This window comes from Advenella alkanexedens, from assembly GCF_019132845.1.
Classification (GTDB): domain Bacteria; phylum Pseudomonadota; class Gammaproteobacteria; order Burkholderiales; family Burkholderiaceae_B; genus Advenella; species Advenella alkanexedens.
Window position 1 is genome coordinate 233,727 of the sequence record NZ_JAHSPR010000002.1, and the last position, 18,390, is coordinate 252,116.

At 45.6% G+C, this 18,390-nt stretch carries 14 protein-coding genes and 3 pseudogenes; 11 read left to right on the forward strand and 6 right to left on the reverse strand.

The annotated features are described in order from the left end of the window. Position 1: 1 nt before the first annotated feature. From KU392_RS03545 to KU392_RS03565, 5 genes are all read right to left on the reverse strand, one after another. Complete coding sequence (locus KU392_RS03545; RefSeq protein WP_217734577.1) at positions 2-1,249, reverse strand: restriction endonuclease subunit S; 1,248 nt, start codon at positions 1,247-1,249, stop codon at positions 2-4. Then, on the reverse strand, positions 1,242-2,255 hold the full coding sequence (locus KU392_RS03550; protein WP_217734578.1) for a PDDEXK nuclease domain-containing protein: 1,014 nt from the start codon (positions 2,253-2,255) through the stop codon (positions 1,242-1,244). The genes KU392_RS03545 and KU392_RS03550 overlap by 8 nt, the downstream gene beginning before the upstream one ends. Before the next feature lie 46 nt (positions 2,256-2,301). Continuing rightward, the gene (gene fic / locus KU392_RS03555) at positions 2,302-2,907 is read right to left on the reverse strand and encodes a protein adenylyltransferase Fic (protein WP_217734579.1); all 606 of its coding nucleotides are present in this window, start codon (positions 2,905-2,907) and stop codon (positions 2,302-2,304) included. Continuing rightward, positions 2,904-4,454: a type I restriction-modification system subunit M gene (locus tag KU392_RS03560; RefSeq protein ID WP_217734580.1), complete on the reverse strand. Its 1,551-nt coding sequence runs from the start codon at positions 4,452-4,454 to the stop codon at positions 2,904-2,906. The genes fic and KU392_RS03560 overlap by 4 nt, the downstream gene beginning before the upstream one ends. Before the next feature lie 117 nt (positions 4,455-4,571). Continuing rightward, the gene (locus KU392_RS03565) at positions 4,572-5,483 is read right to left on the reverse strand and encodes a GIY-YIG nuclease family protein (RefSeq protein ID WP_217734581.1); all 912 of its coding nucleotides are present in this window, start codon (positions 5,481-5,483) and stop codon (positions 4,572-4,574) included. Positions 5,484-5,595: 112 nt separating this feature from the next. Between KU392_RS03565 and tnpC the strand changes: the two are divergent. From tnpC to KU392_RS03595, 6 genes and pseudogenes are all read left to right on the forward strand, one after another. Then, positions 5,596-7,029 (forward strand): annotated as a pseudogene (gene tnpC, locus KU392_RS03570) (IS66 family transposase); the annotation flags it as partial. A 159-nt stretch (positions 7,030-7,188) separates the two neighbouring features. Beyond that, entirely contained in the window at positions 7,189-9,183 is a 1,995-nt protein-coding gene (locus KU392_RS03575; RefSeq protein ID WP_217734582.1) for a dynamin family protein, read from the forward strand. Continuing rightward, positions 9,180-9,836, forward strand: coding sequence for a hypothetical protein (locus KU392_RS03580; RefSeq protein WP_217734583.1), 657 nt, complete (start codon positions 9,180-9,182; stop codon positions 9,834-9,836). The genes KU392_RS03575 and KU392_RS03580 overlap by 4 nt, the downstream gene beginning before the upstream one ends. After that, entirely contained in the window at positions 9,833-12,964 is a 3,132-nt protein-coding gene (locus tag KU392_RS03585) for a helicase HerA domain-containing protein (protein WP_217734584.1), read from the forward strand. The genes KU392_RS03580 and KU392_RS03585 overlap by 4 nt, the downstream gene beginning before the upstream one ends. Beyond that, a complete protein-coding gene (locus KU392_RS03590) occupies positions 12,957-13,511 on the forward strand; it encodes a hypothetical protein (RefSeq protein WP_217734585.1) in 555 nt (184 codons plus the stop codon). Before KU392_RS03585 ends, KU392_RS03590 begins: the two co-directional genes overlap by 8 nt. Next, positions 13,511-13,831 (forward strand): hypothetical protein, encoded by a 321-nt coding sequence (locus KU392_RS03595; RefSeq protein ID WP_217734586.1) that lies wholly within the window; start codon positions 13,511-13,513, stop codon positions 13,829-13,831. The genes KU392_RS03590 and KU392_RS03595 overlap by 1 nt, the downstream gene beginning before the upstream one ends. A 108-nt stretch (positions 13,832-13,939) precedes the next feature. Here KU392_RS03595 and KU392_RS03600 read toward each other — a convergent pair. Next, positions 13,940-14,380: pseudogene (locus tag KU392_RS03600) on the reverse strand (transposase); the annotation flags it as partial. A gap of 72 nt (positions 14,381-14,452) precedes the next feature. Here KU392_RS03600 and KU392_RS03605 point away from each other — a divergent pair. The 5 genes and pseudogenes from KU392_RS03605 to KU392_RS03625 form a co-directional block, all read left to right on the forward strand. Further along, positions 14,453-14,578, forward strand: a pseudogene (locus KU392_RS03605) (transposase); the annotation flags it as partial. Between the two features lie 98 nt (positions 14,579-14,676). Further along, positions 14,677-14,895 carry a transposase gene (locus KU392_RS03610; RefSeq protein ID WP_217734587.1) on the forward strand — a complete coding sequence of 73 codons (219 nt, stop codon included), beginning with the start codon at positions 14,677-14,679 and terminating at the stop codon, positions 14,893-14,895. A 321-nt stretch (positions 14,896-15,216) separates the two neighbouring features. Beyond that, positions 15,217-16,227, forward strand: coding sequence for a linear amide C-N hydrolase (locus KU392_RS03615; RefSeq protein ID WP_246587309.1), 1,011 nt, complete (start codon positions 15,217-15,219; stop codon positions 16,225-16,227). Between the two features lie 30 nt (positions 16,228-16,257). Further along, a complete protein-coding gene (locus KU392_RS03620) occupies positions 16,258-17,019 on the forward strand; it encodes a porin family protein (RefSeq protein WP_217734589.1) in 762 nt (253 codons plus the stop codon). Positions 17,020-17,096: 77 nt separating this feature from the next. After that, a complete protein-coding gene (locus tag KU392_RS03625) occupies positions 17,097-18,098 on the forward strand; it encodes a linear amide C-N hydrolase (RefSeq protein ID WP_425514642.1) in 1,002 nt (333 codons plus the stop codon). Positions 18,099-18,390: the final 292 nt, after the last annotated feature.

An 18,390-nucleotide genomic window follows, 5' to 3' on the forward strand; every position in this document is an offset into this window, starting at 1 on the left:
ATCAAGCGACTACCTTGGTATCTGGCTTAGGGAAGCTCAGCAACAAATCGCGGTAGTATTCGTACTGCTGTTGGCGCAGCTCGATTTCGCGGGGCAAGCCTTCGGTGAGGGAGGTGGTTAGCGTATCGAATTTGTCGAGGATGGCGACGATGCGTGCTTGTTCTTCTAGTGAAGGTACTGGAATTAGATATTCTAAAATTTTCGGTTTATTACCTCGTGGCATTTTTGCGCCTTTAGCATGCTGCATGTTGTACTCAAAAAATTTATCATCAGCTAGAACTTGATATAAATATTTTGGGTTTACAGCAGTATCTGTAGGATGAACTACAAGAACATCCCCATTCGTTCCACCAACTCGATCAGCATGCCAAATTTTCTTTAAATAAGGACGTATATTCCCTATCAATATATCACCCACCTTGTATTTTGTAAGATTTCCACTATCTGGAGTGCGGGTAGAGTCTATTTTTCCAGCTCGATTTTGTAACAAGCTTTCAACACCAACATAATTACTGCCATCGAGCTCTGTATGCCTAATACGGCTCTTTGAGTACTCGGCTACCTCCCCCAACGTCTTCCACTCCACTTCCCCTTCTTCAAAACTCAACAACTGGTCGCGATAGTAGTTGTATTGTTGCCTGCGTAGGTTAAGCTCGGCGGTCAGCTCGGCGGTCATGGCGGTAAATGCGTCTAGAATACGGACGATTTCGGCTTGGATTTCCAACGATTTTTTGGGGTTGTCTGGGCAGGGGATGGGGCACTCAAAACCATTCATGACAGATGAACTTAAGTTGTTAATAGTTGAGCTTTTCAACATTTCATCCATATAACGTTGAAAAATAGCGCTAGTTAAAATATGAAACATATACCCTGGAAGTAGATTGCTATGAGGTCTTACAACCCCCATAAATCCACCAAAGTAGTAATCCAAATCCTCTTTAATAAAAGCTACTTTACCAACGTGCTCTCTGCTGCCGCTAGCAGCACTTATTAAAATGTCATTTTTATAGAGTTTTTGTGAGCTTTTTACTTTTGTGTCATGCGTAACAATTTTAATATCATCAAAGTTCAATACGTTACCTGATAAGGTGATATTGTTTGCTCGCAACACCTTAAATCCTTCACTATTTGAAGATTCATTCGATTTACTGTAAGTAAGACCGCGAACATAAAAGGCTACATCACCAAGCCTCACCCACTCCACCTTTACACCATCCAATAGCTTTTCAATAAATCCTAAGTTATTCATTCTTATCTCCTAAGCTGTGCTGAAAATCCTGTTCAAGCATGGCAGCCAGTTCTTCTTCGGTGGGGAGCATGGTTTGGTATTTAGAGGCAAAGAGCTGTTTGCTTTCGCTCAGTACCGAGTAGTGCACTAGGGTTTCATCTTTATCAGCACAGAGGATAATGCCCAGCGTAGGGTTGTCGTCTTCACCACGCTTTAAATCATCAAACATGCGTACATACATATCCATCTGACCAATGTCTTGGTGGGTCAATTTCTCGGTTTTTAAATCAATCACCACAAAGCATTTGAGCAGGTAGTTGTAAAAAATCAAGTCCACATAAAAGTGCGAGGTTTCGGTGCTGATACGCATTTGGCGAGCTACAAAAGAAAAGCCTTTGCCAAGCTCTAATAAAAATTTCTGTAATTGATTAATCAGGCTTTGTTCTAGCAGGTTTTCTTTGCCGCTAAGATCGCTAGGCAAGTTTAAAAACTCTAATACATAAGGGTCTTTAATAAAGGCTTCTGGGCTGGTGGCAAATTGCTTTTCTACAGAAGTATCGTGATTCAACACACGACGGTAGTAACCGCTTTTGATATTGCGCTCTAGTAGGCGAGTGCTCCAGTTTTGGCTACTGGCTTCTTGCAGGTAGTAACTACGCTCGGCTGGGTTTTCTAGACGCATGATTAAGCGCACATGTGACCAGCTAAGATTGGCTACGCAGTGCGTAGCCAATTCATCAAAGTCAGGGTAAGTAAGATAAAGCTGACGAAAGTTCTTTAGGTTAGCCACCGAAAAACCCTTGCCAAAGGTGTCTCCCAAATAGCGCGACAGGTTGGTAATCAGGGCTTTGCCGTATTCGGCACGGGCTTCGCCTTGTTGTTCCTGCTCAACAATGCGTTGGCCTAGCTGCCAGTAGGTTTGCACCATGGCGGTATTGACGGCTTGGTAAGCTTGGCTGCGCCCTGTTTGTAAAATGCGGGCAATATCGGCAAAAAACTGTTGCTCATTGCTAAGGCTTTGGCTCATTTTTTACGGCTCTCTTTTTTAGCCTGTTTTTCTATAAAACCCATGCTTATAGTTCCTCCGTTTTGAACTCACTGTAGCCTTCATAAAAGTAACTCACGTCGATGCCTTTCATAAACAGGGCGCGGTCGTCAATTTTATCGGTGAGCGCTTGTTTGAGCAGGGCTTTGATTTCCACGTCTTTGACTGGGCTGCGTTGCATGGCAGAGAGGTATTCCTCTTTATCCACCTGATTCCAATCGATGACCTGCTGTATTTCTGTTTTGAGTATTACGTCCAACCAGATGCGGGTGGCGCGGCCATTGCCTTCGCGAAAGGGGTGCGCCATGTTCATTTCGACGTACTTTTCAATGATTTCATCGAAGCTACGTTGTGGCATTTTGTCGATATGCGTTAACGAGGCATCCAGATACATCACACGCGCAAACGCGGTTTCGCCTTTGGCGATATTCACATCGCGGACTTTGCCCGCAAAGTCATAGATGTCGCCAAATAAATAGGTATGAATAAAGGCTAGTCCGGCAAAGGTACCCACTTGCACTTGGTTAATGTCGCCCGAATCAAACAGCTGTTTGGCTTTTTGTTTACTGATCTTTTCTTCGGCTCTGGCCAGTTCCACTTGATCCGTGATGCCCAACTTGTTTTCCAGAATCATTGCTTTTCACCTTCAATTTCCAAAACAATGGCATCAATCTCACTACGCAGCTGGGTGATCTTGGCGACGGTGGTTTCAAGCTCGGCGTTCAACGCTTTGATGTCGATTTTCTCGCGCGTGTCTTCGGTTTCCACATAGCTGGACACCGACAGGTTGTAGTCGTTGTTGACAATGGTTTCCAATGGCACGGTTTGGGCAAAGTGGTCAATATTTTCTTTGCTGTCGAACACCGCCATGATTTTTGCGATGTGCTCGTCGGTTAGCGTGTTGGTGTTGGTTTCTTTTTTGAATAGGCTGCTGGCATCGATAAACTGGGTGTGGGTGTCGGGTTTGTTTTTCGCCAGCACTAAAATGGTCACGGCAATGGTGGTGCCAAAAAACAGGTTAGGTGCTAGGGAAATCACGGTCTCTACGTGGTTATTGTCTACCAAGTATTGGCGGATTTTCTTTTCAGCACCACCACGGTAAAAAATGCCCGGAAAGCACACAATAGCCGCACGGCCTTTTGCAGATAAGTAATTCAGCGCATGCAGCACAAAGGCAAAGTCAGCCTTGGACTTAGGCGCTAACACACCCGCAGGGGCGAAACGGTCATCGTTAATCAGCGTTGGGTCGTCGCTGCCAATCCACCTCACCGAGTAAGGCGGATTAGACACAATGGCATCAAACGGTTTTTCATCACCAAAGTGCGGCTCCGTTAGCGTGTTGCCCAGCTTAATATCGAACTTGTCGTAGTTGATGTTGTGCAAAAACATGTTCATACGAGCCAAGTTATAGGTCGTATGGTTGATTTCTTGGCCAAAGAAACCGTCTTCGATGATGTGCGCATCAAAGTGTTTCTTTGCTTGGAGCAACAAAGAGCCTGACCCACAAGCAGGATCGTATATCTTGTTCACACTGCTTTGACCATGCATAGCCAGTTGTGCGATCAGTTTCGATACATGCTGCGGGGTAAAGAACTCCCCACCGGATTTGCCAGCGTTAGCAGCATAATTCGAGATTAAAAATTCGTAGGCATCACCAAACAGGTCAATCTGATTGCCCGAAAAATCACCAAAGCCAAGCTCTGCTACACCTTTTAGTACCGCACTTAAGCGAGCGTTTTTATCTTTAACGGTATTGCCTAAGCGGTTGCTGGTGGTGTCAAAGTCGGCAAACAGCCCTTTAATGTCTTTTTCTGAAGGGTAGCCATTTGCTGAGTTCTCGATGTCAGAAAAAATCTGTGCCAGATCGGTATTCAGACTGTCATTACGGTGTGCATTTTTCGCGATGTTGGCGAACAGCTGCGAGGGATAAATAAAATATCCTTTGGTTTTAATCGCTTCATCTCGTACTTCTGGGGTGATGATGTCATCCGGCAGGGCTGCATAGTCAATGCTTTCATCATCAGCCTCGATATAGTTAGAGAAATTTTCACTAATGAAACGGTAAAACAAAGTGCCCAGCACGTACTGTTTGAAATCCCATCCATCCACTGATCCACGCACGTCATTCGCAATTTGCCAAATACGGCGCTGCAGCTCAGCACGCTGTTGTTGACCTGTCATACTGTATTTCCTAGATGATCTGCCCTAAGCCACGGCGTAACCCAGTGACTTCATATAAGTTAGTTCATTTTAGCGAGCTTTCACTCGTTTACATAATGAAACAACCAAGAGATTGTATCATTCGTCATTAAGCTGCTGCTCTTGCCAAGCGCCATACGTTAAAGCTTTTCCCTCAACCACCCAAGACTTGCGCCCATTCGCGCTACGCCCTGCCACTACAGCCGCCGCTGCACTAGGGCTAGAGAAAACCGTATCCACTGCAAAGGTACGTTGTCCTGATTCGGATTTAATCAGTGTTTCACTGGCACAAAGTTGTTCGTAGAGGCTTTCATAACCGCCAGCGGCACCTTCCCATCTAGCTCTGGCTGATGATCCGGCTAATACAACAAACTGCCCTTCTATCTCTTTAGCCTGCGCTTTAATGCCCTTGGTCGGTATGGCAAAGGTAAAGATAGGTGTCTCTGTCGCTTTAGTGGGGATCATATTTTGTTCCTTCACCTCAGTGACTGAACTGCGCAAATAATCAAAACCCAACACCGGCAAAATAGTACGCAACTGCTCCATAAAAAATGCCATATCAGCCTGATCAGACTCTGGCAGGTTTACGTAATCATGAGCGGTGCCATTCTCTAATTTACATAAACCACTTTGACTTACACTACGTATAAGCTGACTTTCTAAATACTTAGCATGTGCTTTGGTTAGATTTTGATCTTTGCTTGTGACGAGCCACACATGCTCCCAGAAGTCTTTGCCACCTGACTCTTCCGTTCGATTGTGCTGCTTTAGTCTGGTACTGACATCGTCACTCTCACCGATATACACCAAAGGCAGCGCCCCACCATCAGGATCGCTGCCCACTAAAAAATAGATGCCTGTTCGCTTGCTTTCTGGACGTTGCACCAGCTCTGATAGTTTGGTTCTAGGGCCTGTTAGCACATGCCCTGTCCAATTCATAATTTCCGCGGTCATTAAACCTTTAGGTGATCCGTCTACTAAAAAGAGTCGAATGCTGCGCCCTTGTGACATGCTTGATTCCCTCCAAGTAAAACCACAATGTAACACAGCATGTCTAATGTCTACTGGCGCTGTCGAGGACGGCCTAAACGGTGGCCTCTAGGCCTGTAAACTCCTTGCCTATACGAACGATAAACAGGAAATCGAACGCCTGACTTTATTACTGGCCAAATTACAGCGCCTGCTGTTTGGCCAGAAGTCTGAGAAACTGGTGCGCCAGATAGAACAGCTGGAACTGGAGCTGGAAGAACTGCACATCAAGCAGGGAGATCATCCCGTTCAGCCAGAACCTGTTACACTGCCAACGCGCACCGCTCCGGTGCGCAAACCATTACCCGAACATCTGCCTCGCGATATCCAGGAGCACCTGCCGCAGGCGTGCTGCTGCCCCGATTGTGGTGGCGCCTGGCAACGTATTGGCGAAGATGTGAGTGAAGTACTGGACTATGTCCCCGCCAGCTTGCGTGTGATCCGCCATGTGCGTCCCCGCTTCAGTTGCCGCCAGTGCGATCGCATGGCACAGGCACCGGCACCCAGCCGTCCCTTGGCGTGCAGTTATGCCGGAGCAGGATTGCTCAGCCATATCATGGTCTCCAAATATCTGGATCATTTACCCTTGTATCGTCAAACCCAGATGTGGGAACGGGAGAATGTTTCCTTGAGCCAGAGCACACTGGGCGACTGGGTGGGTGGCGTGCATCAATTGCTGCGCCCATTGATCAACGCCTTGCACCAGCATGTTTTTAGCGCCCGCAAGCTACATGCCGATGATACCCCGATTGCGGTGCTGGCACCGGGTAGCGGTAAAACCCGGCAAGCCCGCTTATGGGTGTATGCCCGTGATGATCGCCCTAGTGGCGGCACCCAGCCACCGGCGGTCTGGTTCCGCTACTCACCCGATCGCAAGGGCATCCATCCGCAAACCCACCTTAAAAACTTCGAGGGTATTTTACAGGCCGATGCCTATGCCGGTTACAACGAGGTATACCGAACCGGCCAGGTGACCCAAGCGGGTTGCTGGGCCCATGCCCGGCGCAAGTTCCATGATATTCATGTCCATCGGCCCTCTGATATTACCCATCATGTGCTCACTCAAATTGGCCGTTTATATGAGATTGAGGCCGGCATCCGGGGCAGTCCACCACTAACTCGTCAGGCCGAGCGCCAGGACAAGTCATTGCCAATTGTGCTTGCCTTGCATGAGTGGTTCATGCAGCAGTTACCGACCCTGTCACGTAAATCCGTAACGACCGATGCCATCCAGTATGCCCTTAACCAGTGGCAGGCCTTGACACGCTATCTGGATGATGGGGAAATCGAAATCGATAATAACGCGGCAGAACGAGCCTTGCGCGGCGTGTCTGTTGGACGCAAGAATTACTTATTCCTGGGTTCGGATGCGGGTGGTGAGCGGGCGGCAACGCTTTACAGTTTGCTGGGCACGGCCAAACTGAACGATATCAATCCCGAGGCGTACCTGTGTCATGTGCTGTCGGTGATTGCCGACTATCCGGTTAATCGCGTCGACGAGTTATTGCCTTGGCGAGTGCAGCTGTAAAAACAAGTTTTAAGCTGTCAATACGGTATGGGGCGGAGCGTTACAGAAATTTTTATTGCTAAAATAGCGCATCTTAAATACTGTGTCGAATTTTAACTTCTCATCGAGGCTGTAGTTTTTCCAATCATGGTGGGACAGAAAGTCAAAAAGGAATAGAAAATGCCAATCGGAAAACAATATAAAACCCATAAAAATAACGTGATAGACCTTTTTGACGGGTACAAAAATAAAAGAGGCGATCTCAATGATGGTGTTGATATCAAATTTCTCGAGCAAAGAGTGGACACATTAAAAAATGGCAAGTTCACGTTGGCGGTGGCGGGTGAAGTTAAAGCGGGAAAGTCAACGTTCATCAATGCGCTTTTGGGGGCGGAAATTCTCCCTACCGATGTGCTTCAAGCATCAAGTGCCATTGTAGAAATTTTCAAATCTGAAAATTCAGTATTGAAGGTGAAATTCTCAGATGGTCACGAAGAAATCCTTTCCGATGACTTGGACACACCCACTACGGATGAAGCAAAAGAGCGTCTCCATGAGATATGTAGGCTACATGATGCCTACCGCGACATACCGACAACATTGATAGATGCCTGCATAGTTGAAAGCAATGAGCTTCTGGAAGTTAATAATGAGCTCATCACGAAACTCCAGAAAAGCTCTGGCATGAAGAACCTTGAGCACAATCAGGATAAGATCGAGTCGTATATTTTAGAAAGAACCAAAGATAAAATCCCTGTTGAAATAACCTTTGGTTACCCCTTGAAGTGGGATTTTGAGGAACTACGGATTGTCGATGCCCCTGGAGTTAATGCGACTGGCGGGGTTCAGGACGTTGCATTTGATTTTTTTGAATCAGCCAACGCAATTTTGTTTGTGCATCCTATTAAACCTATTGAATCTGAGTCTTTCAAAAAATTTGTCGATTCAGTTATTTCTGATCGCAGTAAGGAAACCCTATTTCTGATTTTGACTCATGCCGGAATCTACTCAAATGATGAAGTAGAGAGATTGCAAGGCGAAGCCAAGCGGTTATATGGGGGCTTGATTCCTCAAGATAGAGTTTTAGTAGTGGATAGTCTTCTTAAGTTAATCCATTGCGACCTTGAGCAGGGGGTCTCTGTTCAAGAAATTAGAAAATCTGAAAATAAAAAGAAAATTCTTTCCAGTTATCGAGAGCAAGCAGAAGATGAAGGCCGCGAGTTAATTGACGTGATTTATGAGGCGTCTCGGTTTAAGAGAATGTTTTCTGCAATTGATGAGTTTTCCATGAAGGCACCCAATATCCAACTTCAAGAAATTTTGGAGAAGGTGAAGTCAGGATACGAGAAGCAGGAAGAGCTGATTGGTGAAAAATCCAGCCAGTTGGAGCTGAAAAAAAGAAATCCTCAAGAGTTTGAGGAAGAGATAAATCGTATTAATAAAGCTCTGGAAAAATACAAATTACTTACCCGGAAAACTGAGGAAGAGCTGAGATCAAATTACTCTGGTAGACACTCTTCTTGGCAGAAAGATATCGAGGCGCTTAAAGATAAGTACCAGAAACTTATAGAAGGAAGTGATAGTATTGAAAGTGCCCGAAAACATACCGTCGATGCTATAAATGCTATACAGAATAAGGCAGACGAGTTTTCAAGAGAGTTGACAAAAAGGCTTGAGGACGCTCTTAATAAAGAAGATAAATCATTCAAAGAGGAGCATCGAATATCTATCCCTAAAGTCGATCTGAAAGCCTTGGAGGAAAAATCAAAGGAAGCAGCATATAAAGAGAAAGAAACTGGGTATTGGGATAAGGAGCCGATATGGAAGATCTGGAAGTGGGGAAGTAGAGATTATTATGTAAAGACAGGAACCAAACAAGAATTCGATAATGAAAAATTTCTTGATGGATTTAAAACTCGTTGTAATGAGGAGTTTTATAAAATCGTTAACAATCTGCCAAATCAATCAAAAGTAGTTCTTGATCTTTATTTACAGCTCTTTACGAATAAAATGGACTCGGTTATTAAAGAGCGTCAGAAAGCCTTAGAGCAGGAAAAAGACAAGAAACGCTCCAACGAAGAAATAGCCAACGAAATAAAGGATCTTGACAGAAAAAAAAAGGATATTCAGCCGGAAATAAAGAGATGCAACGAAGTTTTGGAGGACATCCAATGATTATCGAAAATATCAAGACAGACGTCTCCGAAGAGTTTCTGAGCATCAAGGAATCGCTGCAGATATATTTTAAGCCGGGCTTTGACGTGTCTCAAACCAAACAGTTTTTGCAGACGCATGTTCCAAAAGAGGTTACCTATAAATCTGAGATTCTGCTGGACACCCTGCTAAACTATCTGATGAAAGATGCCAGGGATAAAATCGAGACTGCCGATATTGGACTGCAAAATGCATTTTTCGACATGGATTTTCGCAAGCGCATTCATGAATGGACAAAGCAACTGCAGAACAATCTCGCGCTGGAACCGAATATTGTCAAATACTCGACCGATCCTCGCCTAAAACAAGGGCTGATTGCTTCAGGCATTACCTTTCTTGCAGGAGCGGGTATCTCTACCGCTGTTGCTTCGGGCCTTGTTGGTTCTATTCTTTCAGGAATAGTTACCATTATTCTTACCACTATGGTTTTCAAGATTGCCTATAACAAGGCGTCACCCAAGGCTCGGGAGGCGCTGAGGGCGGATATTGATCAGTATCTGGCAAGTTCGCAAGAACAGGTTTTCGTGTGGCTGAAAACTGTTGCAAATGCCTTTGACAATGATTTTCATGCGTTCTGCACAGCCAATGATTTTATCCTAGGGAGAGACAAGTGACTAACTTGGTATCCATCAAAGAGCAAATGCTCGCTGAACCTTCAAAAAAACTTGTTGAAGCCTCACAAAAACTTGTACCTTGGTGGTCGGTTAACGCCAGTAATGCATTGAAAACACAAACGGAAGCTGACCCCAAGAGTGACCTGGACAGCTATTATCTGTTCCCACTGGACGAGATATCCGTCAACGCAGACTGCAATGATATTCCTGCCTTCATTAATGAGCGTTTCCAAAACATATTAGCGGCCGCGAGTCATTCGGGTCTTTCAGTCGCTCTTTTACTCAGTAGTAAAAACGGTAATAACCGCGTTTTTCTTGGATTCAAAAGTGAGTTAGCTAAGAGTAAACCGACATTATTCGAATCCATCGTGAATGGCATTTTCCCGGGGAAAAATATTAGCTACGATGAAAAGGTCAACATAAGCTCCCTCGCTGATGGTTTCAGTTACGGGGGCATGGTGACCGGTGTGCCGATAGTGAAAATTGAGGATGAAAAACAGAAGCTTAATCTGTCATCGGTTACGCGCAGCCTTTACGGAAAGGAATATCTATTTGCGATCATCTCCAAACCAGTTTCTGAGTCAAATAAACAAAGTGCATTTCATGAGCTGATCCAGCTGAGAGATGCTTTGCATGCTTTGGCAAAACATACCATAGGTGAAAACAAGTCATTATCTGAATCTGAAACCTTGACTGAATCGAGCTCCAAAACACGCGGGCACAGCGCAGGAGGAACCGCAGGGCTTGGTGTCCCAACACCTTTCGTTTTTATTGGCATTGGAGGCAATTATTCACATAACTGGTCGAACACAGAAGGAAACAGTACGTCTAGCGGAAAAACCGATACTTTTGGTAGTTCGCTTTCCTTTGAACAGCAAAATGGCTTTGCCCTGGAGCTGGAGAAAATTGCGGATCAGTATATTGAAAGAATGATGCGAGGACTTGGCGCGGGCTACTGGGAAACATCTATCACCTTTGCCACCCGAGATAAAATCACAAGTGACATTCTCGCTGGAACATTTACTGGGGAGCTTGCAAAACCTAGCAACAAGATACTACCACCTCCCCGTATTTATCAGGACAACCTTGACGATAAAATCCTGTTCATTCCCAAAAAAAACTCTGCCAGCAATCTTTTTCCTAAGTCGCTTGCGTCATACATTACCAGTGAAGAGCTGGCGCTTGTTTCCTCTCCTCCAATGGAATCAGTGCCAGGGTATGAAATACAGAAAATGCCCACACTGGCTTTGACTGACATTGGAAGCCAGTCCGGAGTAGTAGTAGGTAACATTGCCGACCATGGTAATCCGATTAAAGGTATGCACCTCCACCTATCCAAAAGTGATCTGAACAAACACCTTTTTGTCTGTGGCCTGACGGGAAGTGGCAAGACCACCACGGTCAAGCATATTTTGAAGAGTCTTACCCAACAGGAAGGCATTCCATTTTTGGTGCTGGAGTCAGCCAAGCGCGACTATCGGCAACTGTTGGCAGATGATATTTTCAAGAGGAACCTGAACATTTTTACCATTGGTGATGGCATGGTCAGCCCCATTCGTTTCAACCCTTTCTATATCCAGAAAGGTGTTCATCCTTTGGTGCATATTGATTACTTGAAGGCCATATTTAATGCCAGCTTTTCTTTGTATGGCCCCATGCCCAGCATTGTCGAAAAGTGCTTGCATGCCATATACATTAAAAAGGGATGGGATTTGACCTTGGGCACCCACCCCAATTTTATTGATAGCAAAGGCAACTCTGATGAGAGACGGTATGAGTTGGAAGAGCATTTTTACTGCTTCCCCACATTGACTGACCTTAAAGATGAAGTTGACCACTACATCAAGAACGAACTGGATTATCAAGGTGAGCTAAGAGATAACATTCGTACTGCCATCATAGTACGCCTAGAAAGTCTCTGCGTCGGCGCGAAAGGTTTGATGTTCAATACTCATAACTTCTTTCCCATCGAGAAGCTTTTGTCACAAAACACGATACTCGAAATGGAAAGTCTGGCAGACGATGATGACAAGGCATTTTTTGTTGGTCTTGTTTTGGTACTTCTGAGCGAATACCGGCAGAAAGAAAATCCAGCGGTCAATCCTGGAATGGGTAACAAGGGTTTGCGTCATTTTATGGTTATCGAAGAAGCCCATCGATTACTGAAAAATGTTGATACCGAGCGATCGTCGGAAATGATGGGCAACCCCAAAGGCAAAGCAGTTGAAGTATTCAGCAATATTCTTGCAGAAATGCGCTCCATAGGCCAAGGCGTTGCGGTTGTTGAGCAGATCCCGTCAAAAATCTCTCCAGACGTTATTAAAAACTCCAACACTAAGATTGTTCATCGTTTAGTGTCAAAAGACGATCAATCACTTTTGGCAGGCTCCCTAAGCATTGATGATCATGAGGCGCTCTATCTGAACAGACTTAAGACTGGGCATGCATTGTGTCACAAGGAGGGTATGGCGCGCCCCGTCGAATGCGTAATTCAGCCAAACGTTAGCTCACATGCGATCAGTGATATGAGAGTCAAGAAAGTAATGGAGCCTTGGACAGGTAAGCCCCTGCACGGCTATCAGGCTTATCAAATAGCAGAACTGCTTGGCCAAGATGGTAAAGAGCTAGCTATCAGGCTGTTTAATTCACTCGTAATCCTTGAGGCAAACGAATTAAACAAATTGATGGAAAGGGCTGCAGAAGAATTTAGAAAGCTTCTCATCTTGAAAAACTTTCGGCATCAGGCCGATGATTCACTGTTTTCAGACTATTTCTCTCTACAAATCATGCTGCTTTTGAACAAGGGGATTTACTGTTGTAGAAACCCTCTTCCAGAGAATTTCAAATCCACACTTGTTCAAGTTCTGCAGCAACCAAGTGAACTAGCTAGAAAAAAACTTATTCGTATGCTGGATAAACTATGGATGCACACTTCTGCAATGGGTTTCATTGAAGATGTCATTGAGACTCTGGTTACTCGTCAAGTGTATAAAAAAGAACGATTGATAGTGGATCCCTTAGCAGTTAAAAATCATGTGTCTTCATTTTTATTACTTGCTGACAGTGGTAATATGCTGAATGTGCTTTCCCAAAAAATACAAAACAAGATGGAGGCTGCCAATGCTTAATGCTGTCGCTTCAAAGACAAGGGAAAGCATAAGCGAAGCTTTCAAAGAAGCGTATATTAAGGAAAGCAAGGAGCTGACGCCGCTCCAATCTAGTATGGAGCTTATAGAAAACAGCTCGCTCGAAAGCTTGAAAGCTGAAAATGAATTAGTACTGGAAAATATTAATGAGGCAAAAGTGGGGCAGCTTGAAAAAAATAGAGAGGATGGCGCAAATAGAGAGGAGCTGGCTCTTGAGATTCTGAATAAGGAATTTCCAGAGGAAGATGGATATAAAACCGAAAGAGAACAGTATCTAAGAGATGAGGATGGAAATATTGTAAAAGACTCGGAGACTGGTGAAGCTAGACGAGTAGATTTTGTGGTAACTAAAGATGGAGAGGTAGTAAAAAGCATTGAGGTGACGTCGGAAACGGCACCTAAAGACGCTCAGATCGCGAAAGAAGAACGAATCAGAGACGCTGGCGGTAACTTTATCAAGGATCGAGATACTGGCCAGCTTGTGGAAATTCCAAAGGATGTTCAAACTGAGGTGAGGAGATACGCCTAATGTCTAAGGTAATTATTTACGATAAAGTTTCTTGGCACTTCCCTGAAGGAAAAAGCTGTCCAAGCCTTGAGGCAGCGAAAAAACATTTTGATATTTTGGTTGAGTGGATTAAAAAAAATGACCTTTTCTCTGCTGAGGGAGAGGAAATATTTGATCTTGGAGTGGATTCGGAGTTTTCAATTACATCCGCAATGCTAAATAAAAACGGCAACGATGTTTTAAGTAAATATTATTCTGACTGGTTAAGGAGTCTTGATTATTCAGGGGATGTGGATATGAAAATACTGGATGATGGACTTAGTGAATATAAGAGTGGTTAGCTAATAGGAGTGCCACTTAAAATTGGCAGAGATTAACGGTGATAGGAGAAGTTGCTTCATCATTTCGCTTTTCCAGAGGGTGTAAATAATTCTGTGTAACCGTCTGGGTTATATATAATCGCTGATGCGATCCTCAAACTCGATAATAAACCGATTCAGTGCAAGCTTCCAGTTGCGAATGGGCATGGTCCATTTTTTGGACGCATCCATGATGGCAAGGTAAATAACTTTTCTGGCTGAATCGTCTGTCGGGAACAACTTGCGCTTGCTGATGGCCTTGCGAATGACACTGTTCAGGGATTCGATGGCATTGGTGGTGTAAATGGCTTTTCGAATGTCCTCCGGATAGCGAAACAGGGTGTTCAGGTTCGGCCAGTGGGCACGCCAGTTACGGCTGATCTGTGGGTATTTGTCATCCCATTGCTGCGCAAACAACTCCAGTTCGCGCAAGGCTTCCTGCTCAGTGGCTGACTGGTAAATACGCTTGAGCCCGGCAGCAACTGCCTTGTAGTCCTTGTAGGGCACGTACTTCATCGCGTTGCGTACCATCGTAGACTTACCTTAAAAAGGCACAAACGAAAACCAGAGATTTCTGCCATGATTCTTTACATGGAGGAAATCATGAAACGATCTAAATTTACCGAAGCCCAAATCGTCAGCATTTTAAAACTCGCTGAACAGGGTGCTAAAGTGACCGATATCTGCCGTGAACACGGCATCAGCAGTGCCACTTATTACCAATGGAAAGTGTAAATACCGTAATGCTCCGGCCAGTGCCGTCTAGAATTCTGTTTTAAATTCTAGCAATATAGATGTCCATTTATTCAACTAGGTTTTGATGCGTTATGGATGTTTCTCTTTATTCGGTGCCAGTGGCTGAGCGACCCCGGCGTCGCTATTCAAACGAATACAAGCGCCAGGTCGTAGAGGCCTCTTTTCAGGCCAATACGTCGATTGCTGCCGTTGCCCAAGCACACCAGATTAATGCCAATTTACTGCATACCTGGGTAACTGTCCGTAACTGTCCGGTAAAGTCATCTTTTCAAGTCGCTAATAAAATATGAACATACTTGTCCACTATCGCAAATGGACACGTATGGACTATCTAGAAGAAATCAGCCCGCCAGCCGTATTGCTGAACTGTTGCCGCATAATTGGCAACCACAGACAGCGATGTAAAAAAACAGGTTAAAGAAAACCGCTGTCAAGATGAGATGGCCGAACGCTTACCGTGATGTAAACTACGAGTCCAGAGGATGTGTTATTCTGCACAAAATACCCTGGTTTCATAAAACAGTTATTCTCTCTATATTTAAAGGATAGTGAGCATGTCTTTATTCTCCAACGCTTTACGAAAAACCGCCACAACAGCGCTTGTAGCAACCATGCTCGTGGGTACCACCGCATTGGCTTGCACCCGGCTAGTCTATCATGGTGTTGATGATCAGATTCTTACCGCCCGCTCAATGGACTGGAGCGTTGATGTGGAAACCAATTTGTGGATTTTCCCCCGGGGCATGGAAAGAAATGGCCAGGCCGGAGAGAACTCTCTTCGCTGGACCTCAAAGTATGGCAGCGTGATTTCATCCGGTTATGATATTTCAACCACAGACGGCATGAATGAAGCCGGCTTGGTGGCCAACCTGCTGTGGCTGGTCGAGTCCAGTTACCCTGAGTTTAAAGAGGGCTCCGCACCGGGTCTGACTATTGCTGCCTGGGGACAATATATTCTGGATAACTTTGCAACGGTCCAGGAGGCCGTTGACGAACTGCGCAAGCAGCCTTATACAATCGTTACACGCGACGTACCGGGACAAAACAGGTTGGCCACGCTCCATTTGGCCATCTCCGACGCCAGTGGTGATAGTGCCATTGTGGAATATATAAATGGTCAGGCGGTGATTCATCACAGTCGTGAATATCAGGTTCTGACCAACTCACCAACGTTTGAGCGCCAGCTGGCCTTGCATTCGTATTGGACCGAGATTGGTGGTACTGTCATGCTGCCAGGCACCAACCGTGCCGCGGACCGCTTTACGCGTGCCGCATTCTATGTGAATGCCATTCCTCGTGACCAAGACGCGCGCAAGACTATTGCCAGCGTGTTCAGCGTTATTCGCAACGTGTCTGTGCCCTTTGGCATCAGTACTCCTGATCAGCCCAATATTTCATCAACCCGCTGGCGTACCGTGGCTGACCAGAAGCGCATGCTGTACTTTTTTGAGAGCGCATTGACCCCCAATGTTTTCTGGGTTGAGCTCAACAATATTGATTTTTCTGAAAAAACAGGCAAAGTCAAAAAACTGGATCTTGGTCCCAATCAGGCCAATATTTTCTCAGGTGTGGTCAATGATAAGTTCGAAGAATCCAAACCCTTCGAATTTTTGGGTCTTTGATTTTTTGGTTATATTTAAAAGGATGCAGGAATGTTTCAGTCCTATCTAAGGCGCTCACGAGCAACACTTCAGGCGGGTATGTCTGCCCTGGTCTGTTGTCTGGTTTCATCAGCGGCATTCGCACAGGATACCGGTTGGTATGGGCAAATTACTCCTTATGTCTGGGCAACCGGTATGGGAGGTCATCTTAAGCCTTTTTCAGGAGCGCCTTCCATTTCATTCGAGCGGTCTTTTTCAGACACACTGAAAGACCTGGATGCCGCATTTTTTATTAATGGTTTTGCAAGAAAAGACCGTTTCGTGGTTTCCGCAGACTTGCTCTATGCCAGTCTTTCCAGAAAAGGAGAGGTTTTTCCCGATATTTCGGCCAAGGGTAAGCTGCGCATGACTGCGCTGACCCTTACCGGAGGATATCGGGTTCTTGATGACTCAGTCGTGGCCCTGGATGTCATGGCGGGTGCGAGGGCCTGGCGTACACGGGCTTCTGTCAGCGTGCCGGTCATTGGAGAACATCTGTCCGAGACGAAAAAATTTGTTGATCCGATTGTTGCATTACGTGCCAATTTCACTTTGAGTCCTGACTGGTCCATTCTGGCGTATGGTGATATTGGTGGCTTGGGTGCCGGATCAGAACTCACCAAGCAAGTTGCCTTAAGTGCCAATTATCAAGTGAATGAAAATATCTATGTATCAACCGGATATCGTTATCTTTACCTGGATTACAAACAGAACGGGACGCGGATTGATACAAAATTGACGGGTCCGTTTCTTGGGCTGACCTGGAGATTCTGAGGGATTCTGAGGCAGAGCTACGCATGAGCCAGCTTTTGCTGGCTTCTTCATTACTTTTAAGTAGGATAACAATAGCTATGGCATGTACACGAGTGGTTTATTTGGGCGAAGAGCAGCAGATTATTACAGCTCGCTCAATGGACTGGAAAATGGATTTGGGCACCAATCTGTGGGCTTTGCCCCGTGGGGTGAAACGCCAGGGGCAGGCAGGCGCAAACTCTCTTTCCTGGGAGTCCAGGTATGGCAGTCTGGTTGCCACGGGCTATGATATTGCCACCACTGACGGGCTTAATGAAAAAGGTCTGGCTGTTAACCTGTTGTGGCTGGTCGAATCAGAATATCCAACATTTACGCCAGAAAGCAAACCCGGCTTGAACATTTCCCTGTGGGCGCAATACATGCTGGATAGTTTCGCTTCGGTCGATGAGGCCGTCAAGGCACTGGAAAAAGAACCCTTTACCCTGGTGACCGATCAGGTTCCGGGGCAGGGCCGTCTGGCAACTTTGCATCTTTCATTGTCGGATGCCTCCGGAGACAGTGCCATTGTTGAATATATTGGTGGCAAGCAGGTGATTCACCATGACCGGAAATACCAGGTCATGACCAACTCGCCTGTATTTGGTGATCAGTTGGCGCTTAATGCTTACTGGAAACAAATTGGTGGCACCGTGATGCTACCGGGTACCAATCGGGCAGCGGATCGTTTCGTACGCGCATCGTTTTATGTGGATGCGATCCCGCAAAAAGCACCTATCGCCGAAGCCTTGGCCAGTATGTTTGGCGTTATCCGGAATGTTTCGGTGCCTTATGGTATTGCTTCTGAAACCGAGCCGAACATATCGTCAACCCGCTGGCGAACCGTGGTTGATCACAAACATTTGAATTATTTCTTTGAGTCGGCTTTCAGTCCCAATACTTTCTGGGTAGACCTGAAAAAAATCGATTTTGGCATGGATCCATCCAAAGCCCTGAAGCTGGATTTGGGCCCCATGGCAAGCCAGGTATATGCAGGCGAAGTCTCGTCCTCTTTTGAGCCAGCCCAGCCATTTACCTTTTTGTCAGTGGGTGCTGGTAAATAGCTAGCACTGTGCAGTAGCGCAGGCGCTTGGATATCCGGTTTTTTCCGGATGCGCTTTTGAACTGACCCCAAAAAACTGGACCCGTTTTCAGTCTTTTTGGGGTTTTTTAATATTGTTCAAGTGCGCGATAAGCCACACCGTTTATGTATTGGGATTCAGCAAGCCATGGGTGGCCAGTCATGAGCGGTCGGGTTTCATGGGGTCCCGGAAGGGATTTTGCTGGAGCGGCTTCGTTATATCAATGATGAGCCCATTTCCTATGTGCAAACCTGGCGGCCTACCTGCAGGTTAA

Excerpts from the sequence above, each read along its gene's own strand:
- KU392_RS03550 (WP_217734578.1), bottom strand. The coding sequence starts at position 2,255 with ATGAGCCAAAGCCTTAGCAATGAGCAACAGTTTTTTGCCGATATTGCC.
- KU392_RS03595 (WP_217734586.1), top strand. The coding sequence starts at position 13,511 with ATGTCTAAGGTAATTATTTACGATAAAGTTTCTTGGCACTTCCCTGAA.
- KU392_RS03615 (WP_246587309.1), top strand. The coding sequence starts at position 15,217 with ATGCTCGTGGGTACCACCGCATTGGCTTGCACCCGGCTAGTCTATCAT.
- KU392_RS03565 (WP_217734581.1), bottom strand. The coding sequence starts at position 5,483 with ATGTCACAAGGGCGCAGCATTCGACTCTTTTTAGTAGACGGATCACCT.
- KU392_RS03620 (WP_217734589.1), top strand. The coding sequence starts at position 16,258 with ATGTTTCAGTCCTATCTAAGGCGCTCACGAGCAACACTTCAGGCGGGT.
- KU392_RS03610 (WP_217734587.1), top strand. The coding sequence starts at position 14,677 with ATGGATGTTTCTCTTTATTCGGTGCCAGTGGCTGAGCGACCCCGGCGT.
- KU392_RS03580 (WP_217734583.1), top strand. The coding sequence starts at position 9,180 with ATGATTATCGAAAATATCAAGACAGACGTCTCCGAAGAGTTTCTGAGC.
- KU392_RS03545 (WP_217734577.1), bottom strand. The coding sequence starts at position 1,249 with ATGAATAACTTAGGATTTATTGAAAAGCTATTGGATGGTGTAAAGGTG.
- KU392_RS03560 (WP_217734580.1), bottom strand. The coding sequence starts at position 4,454 with ATGACAGGTCAACAACAGCGTGCTGAGCTGCAGCGCCGTATTTGGCAA.
- KU392_RS03575 (WP_217734582.1), top strand. The coding sequence starts at position 7,189 with ATGCCAATCGGAAAACAATATAAAACCCATAAAAATAACGTGATAGAC.
- KU392_RS03625 (WP_425514642.1), top strand. The coding sequence starts at position 17,097 with ATGGCATGTACACGAGTGGTTTATTTGGGCGAAGAGCAGCAGATTATT.
- KU392_RS03590 (WP_217734585.1), top strand. The coding sequence starts at position 12,957 with ATGCTTAATGCTGTCGCTTCAAAGACAAGGGAAAGCATAAGCGAAGCT.
- fic (WP_217734579.1), bottom strand. The coding sequence starts at position 2,907 with ATGATTCTGGAAAACAAGTTGGGCATCACGGATCAAGTGGAACTGGCC.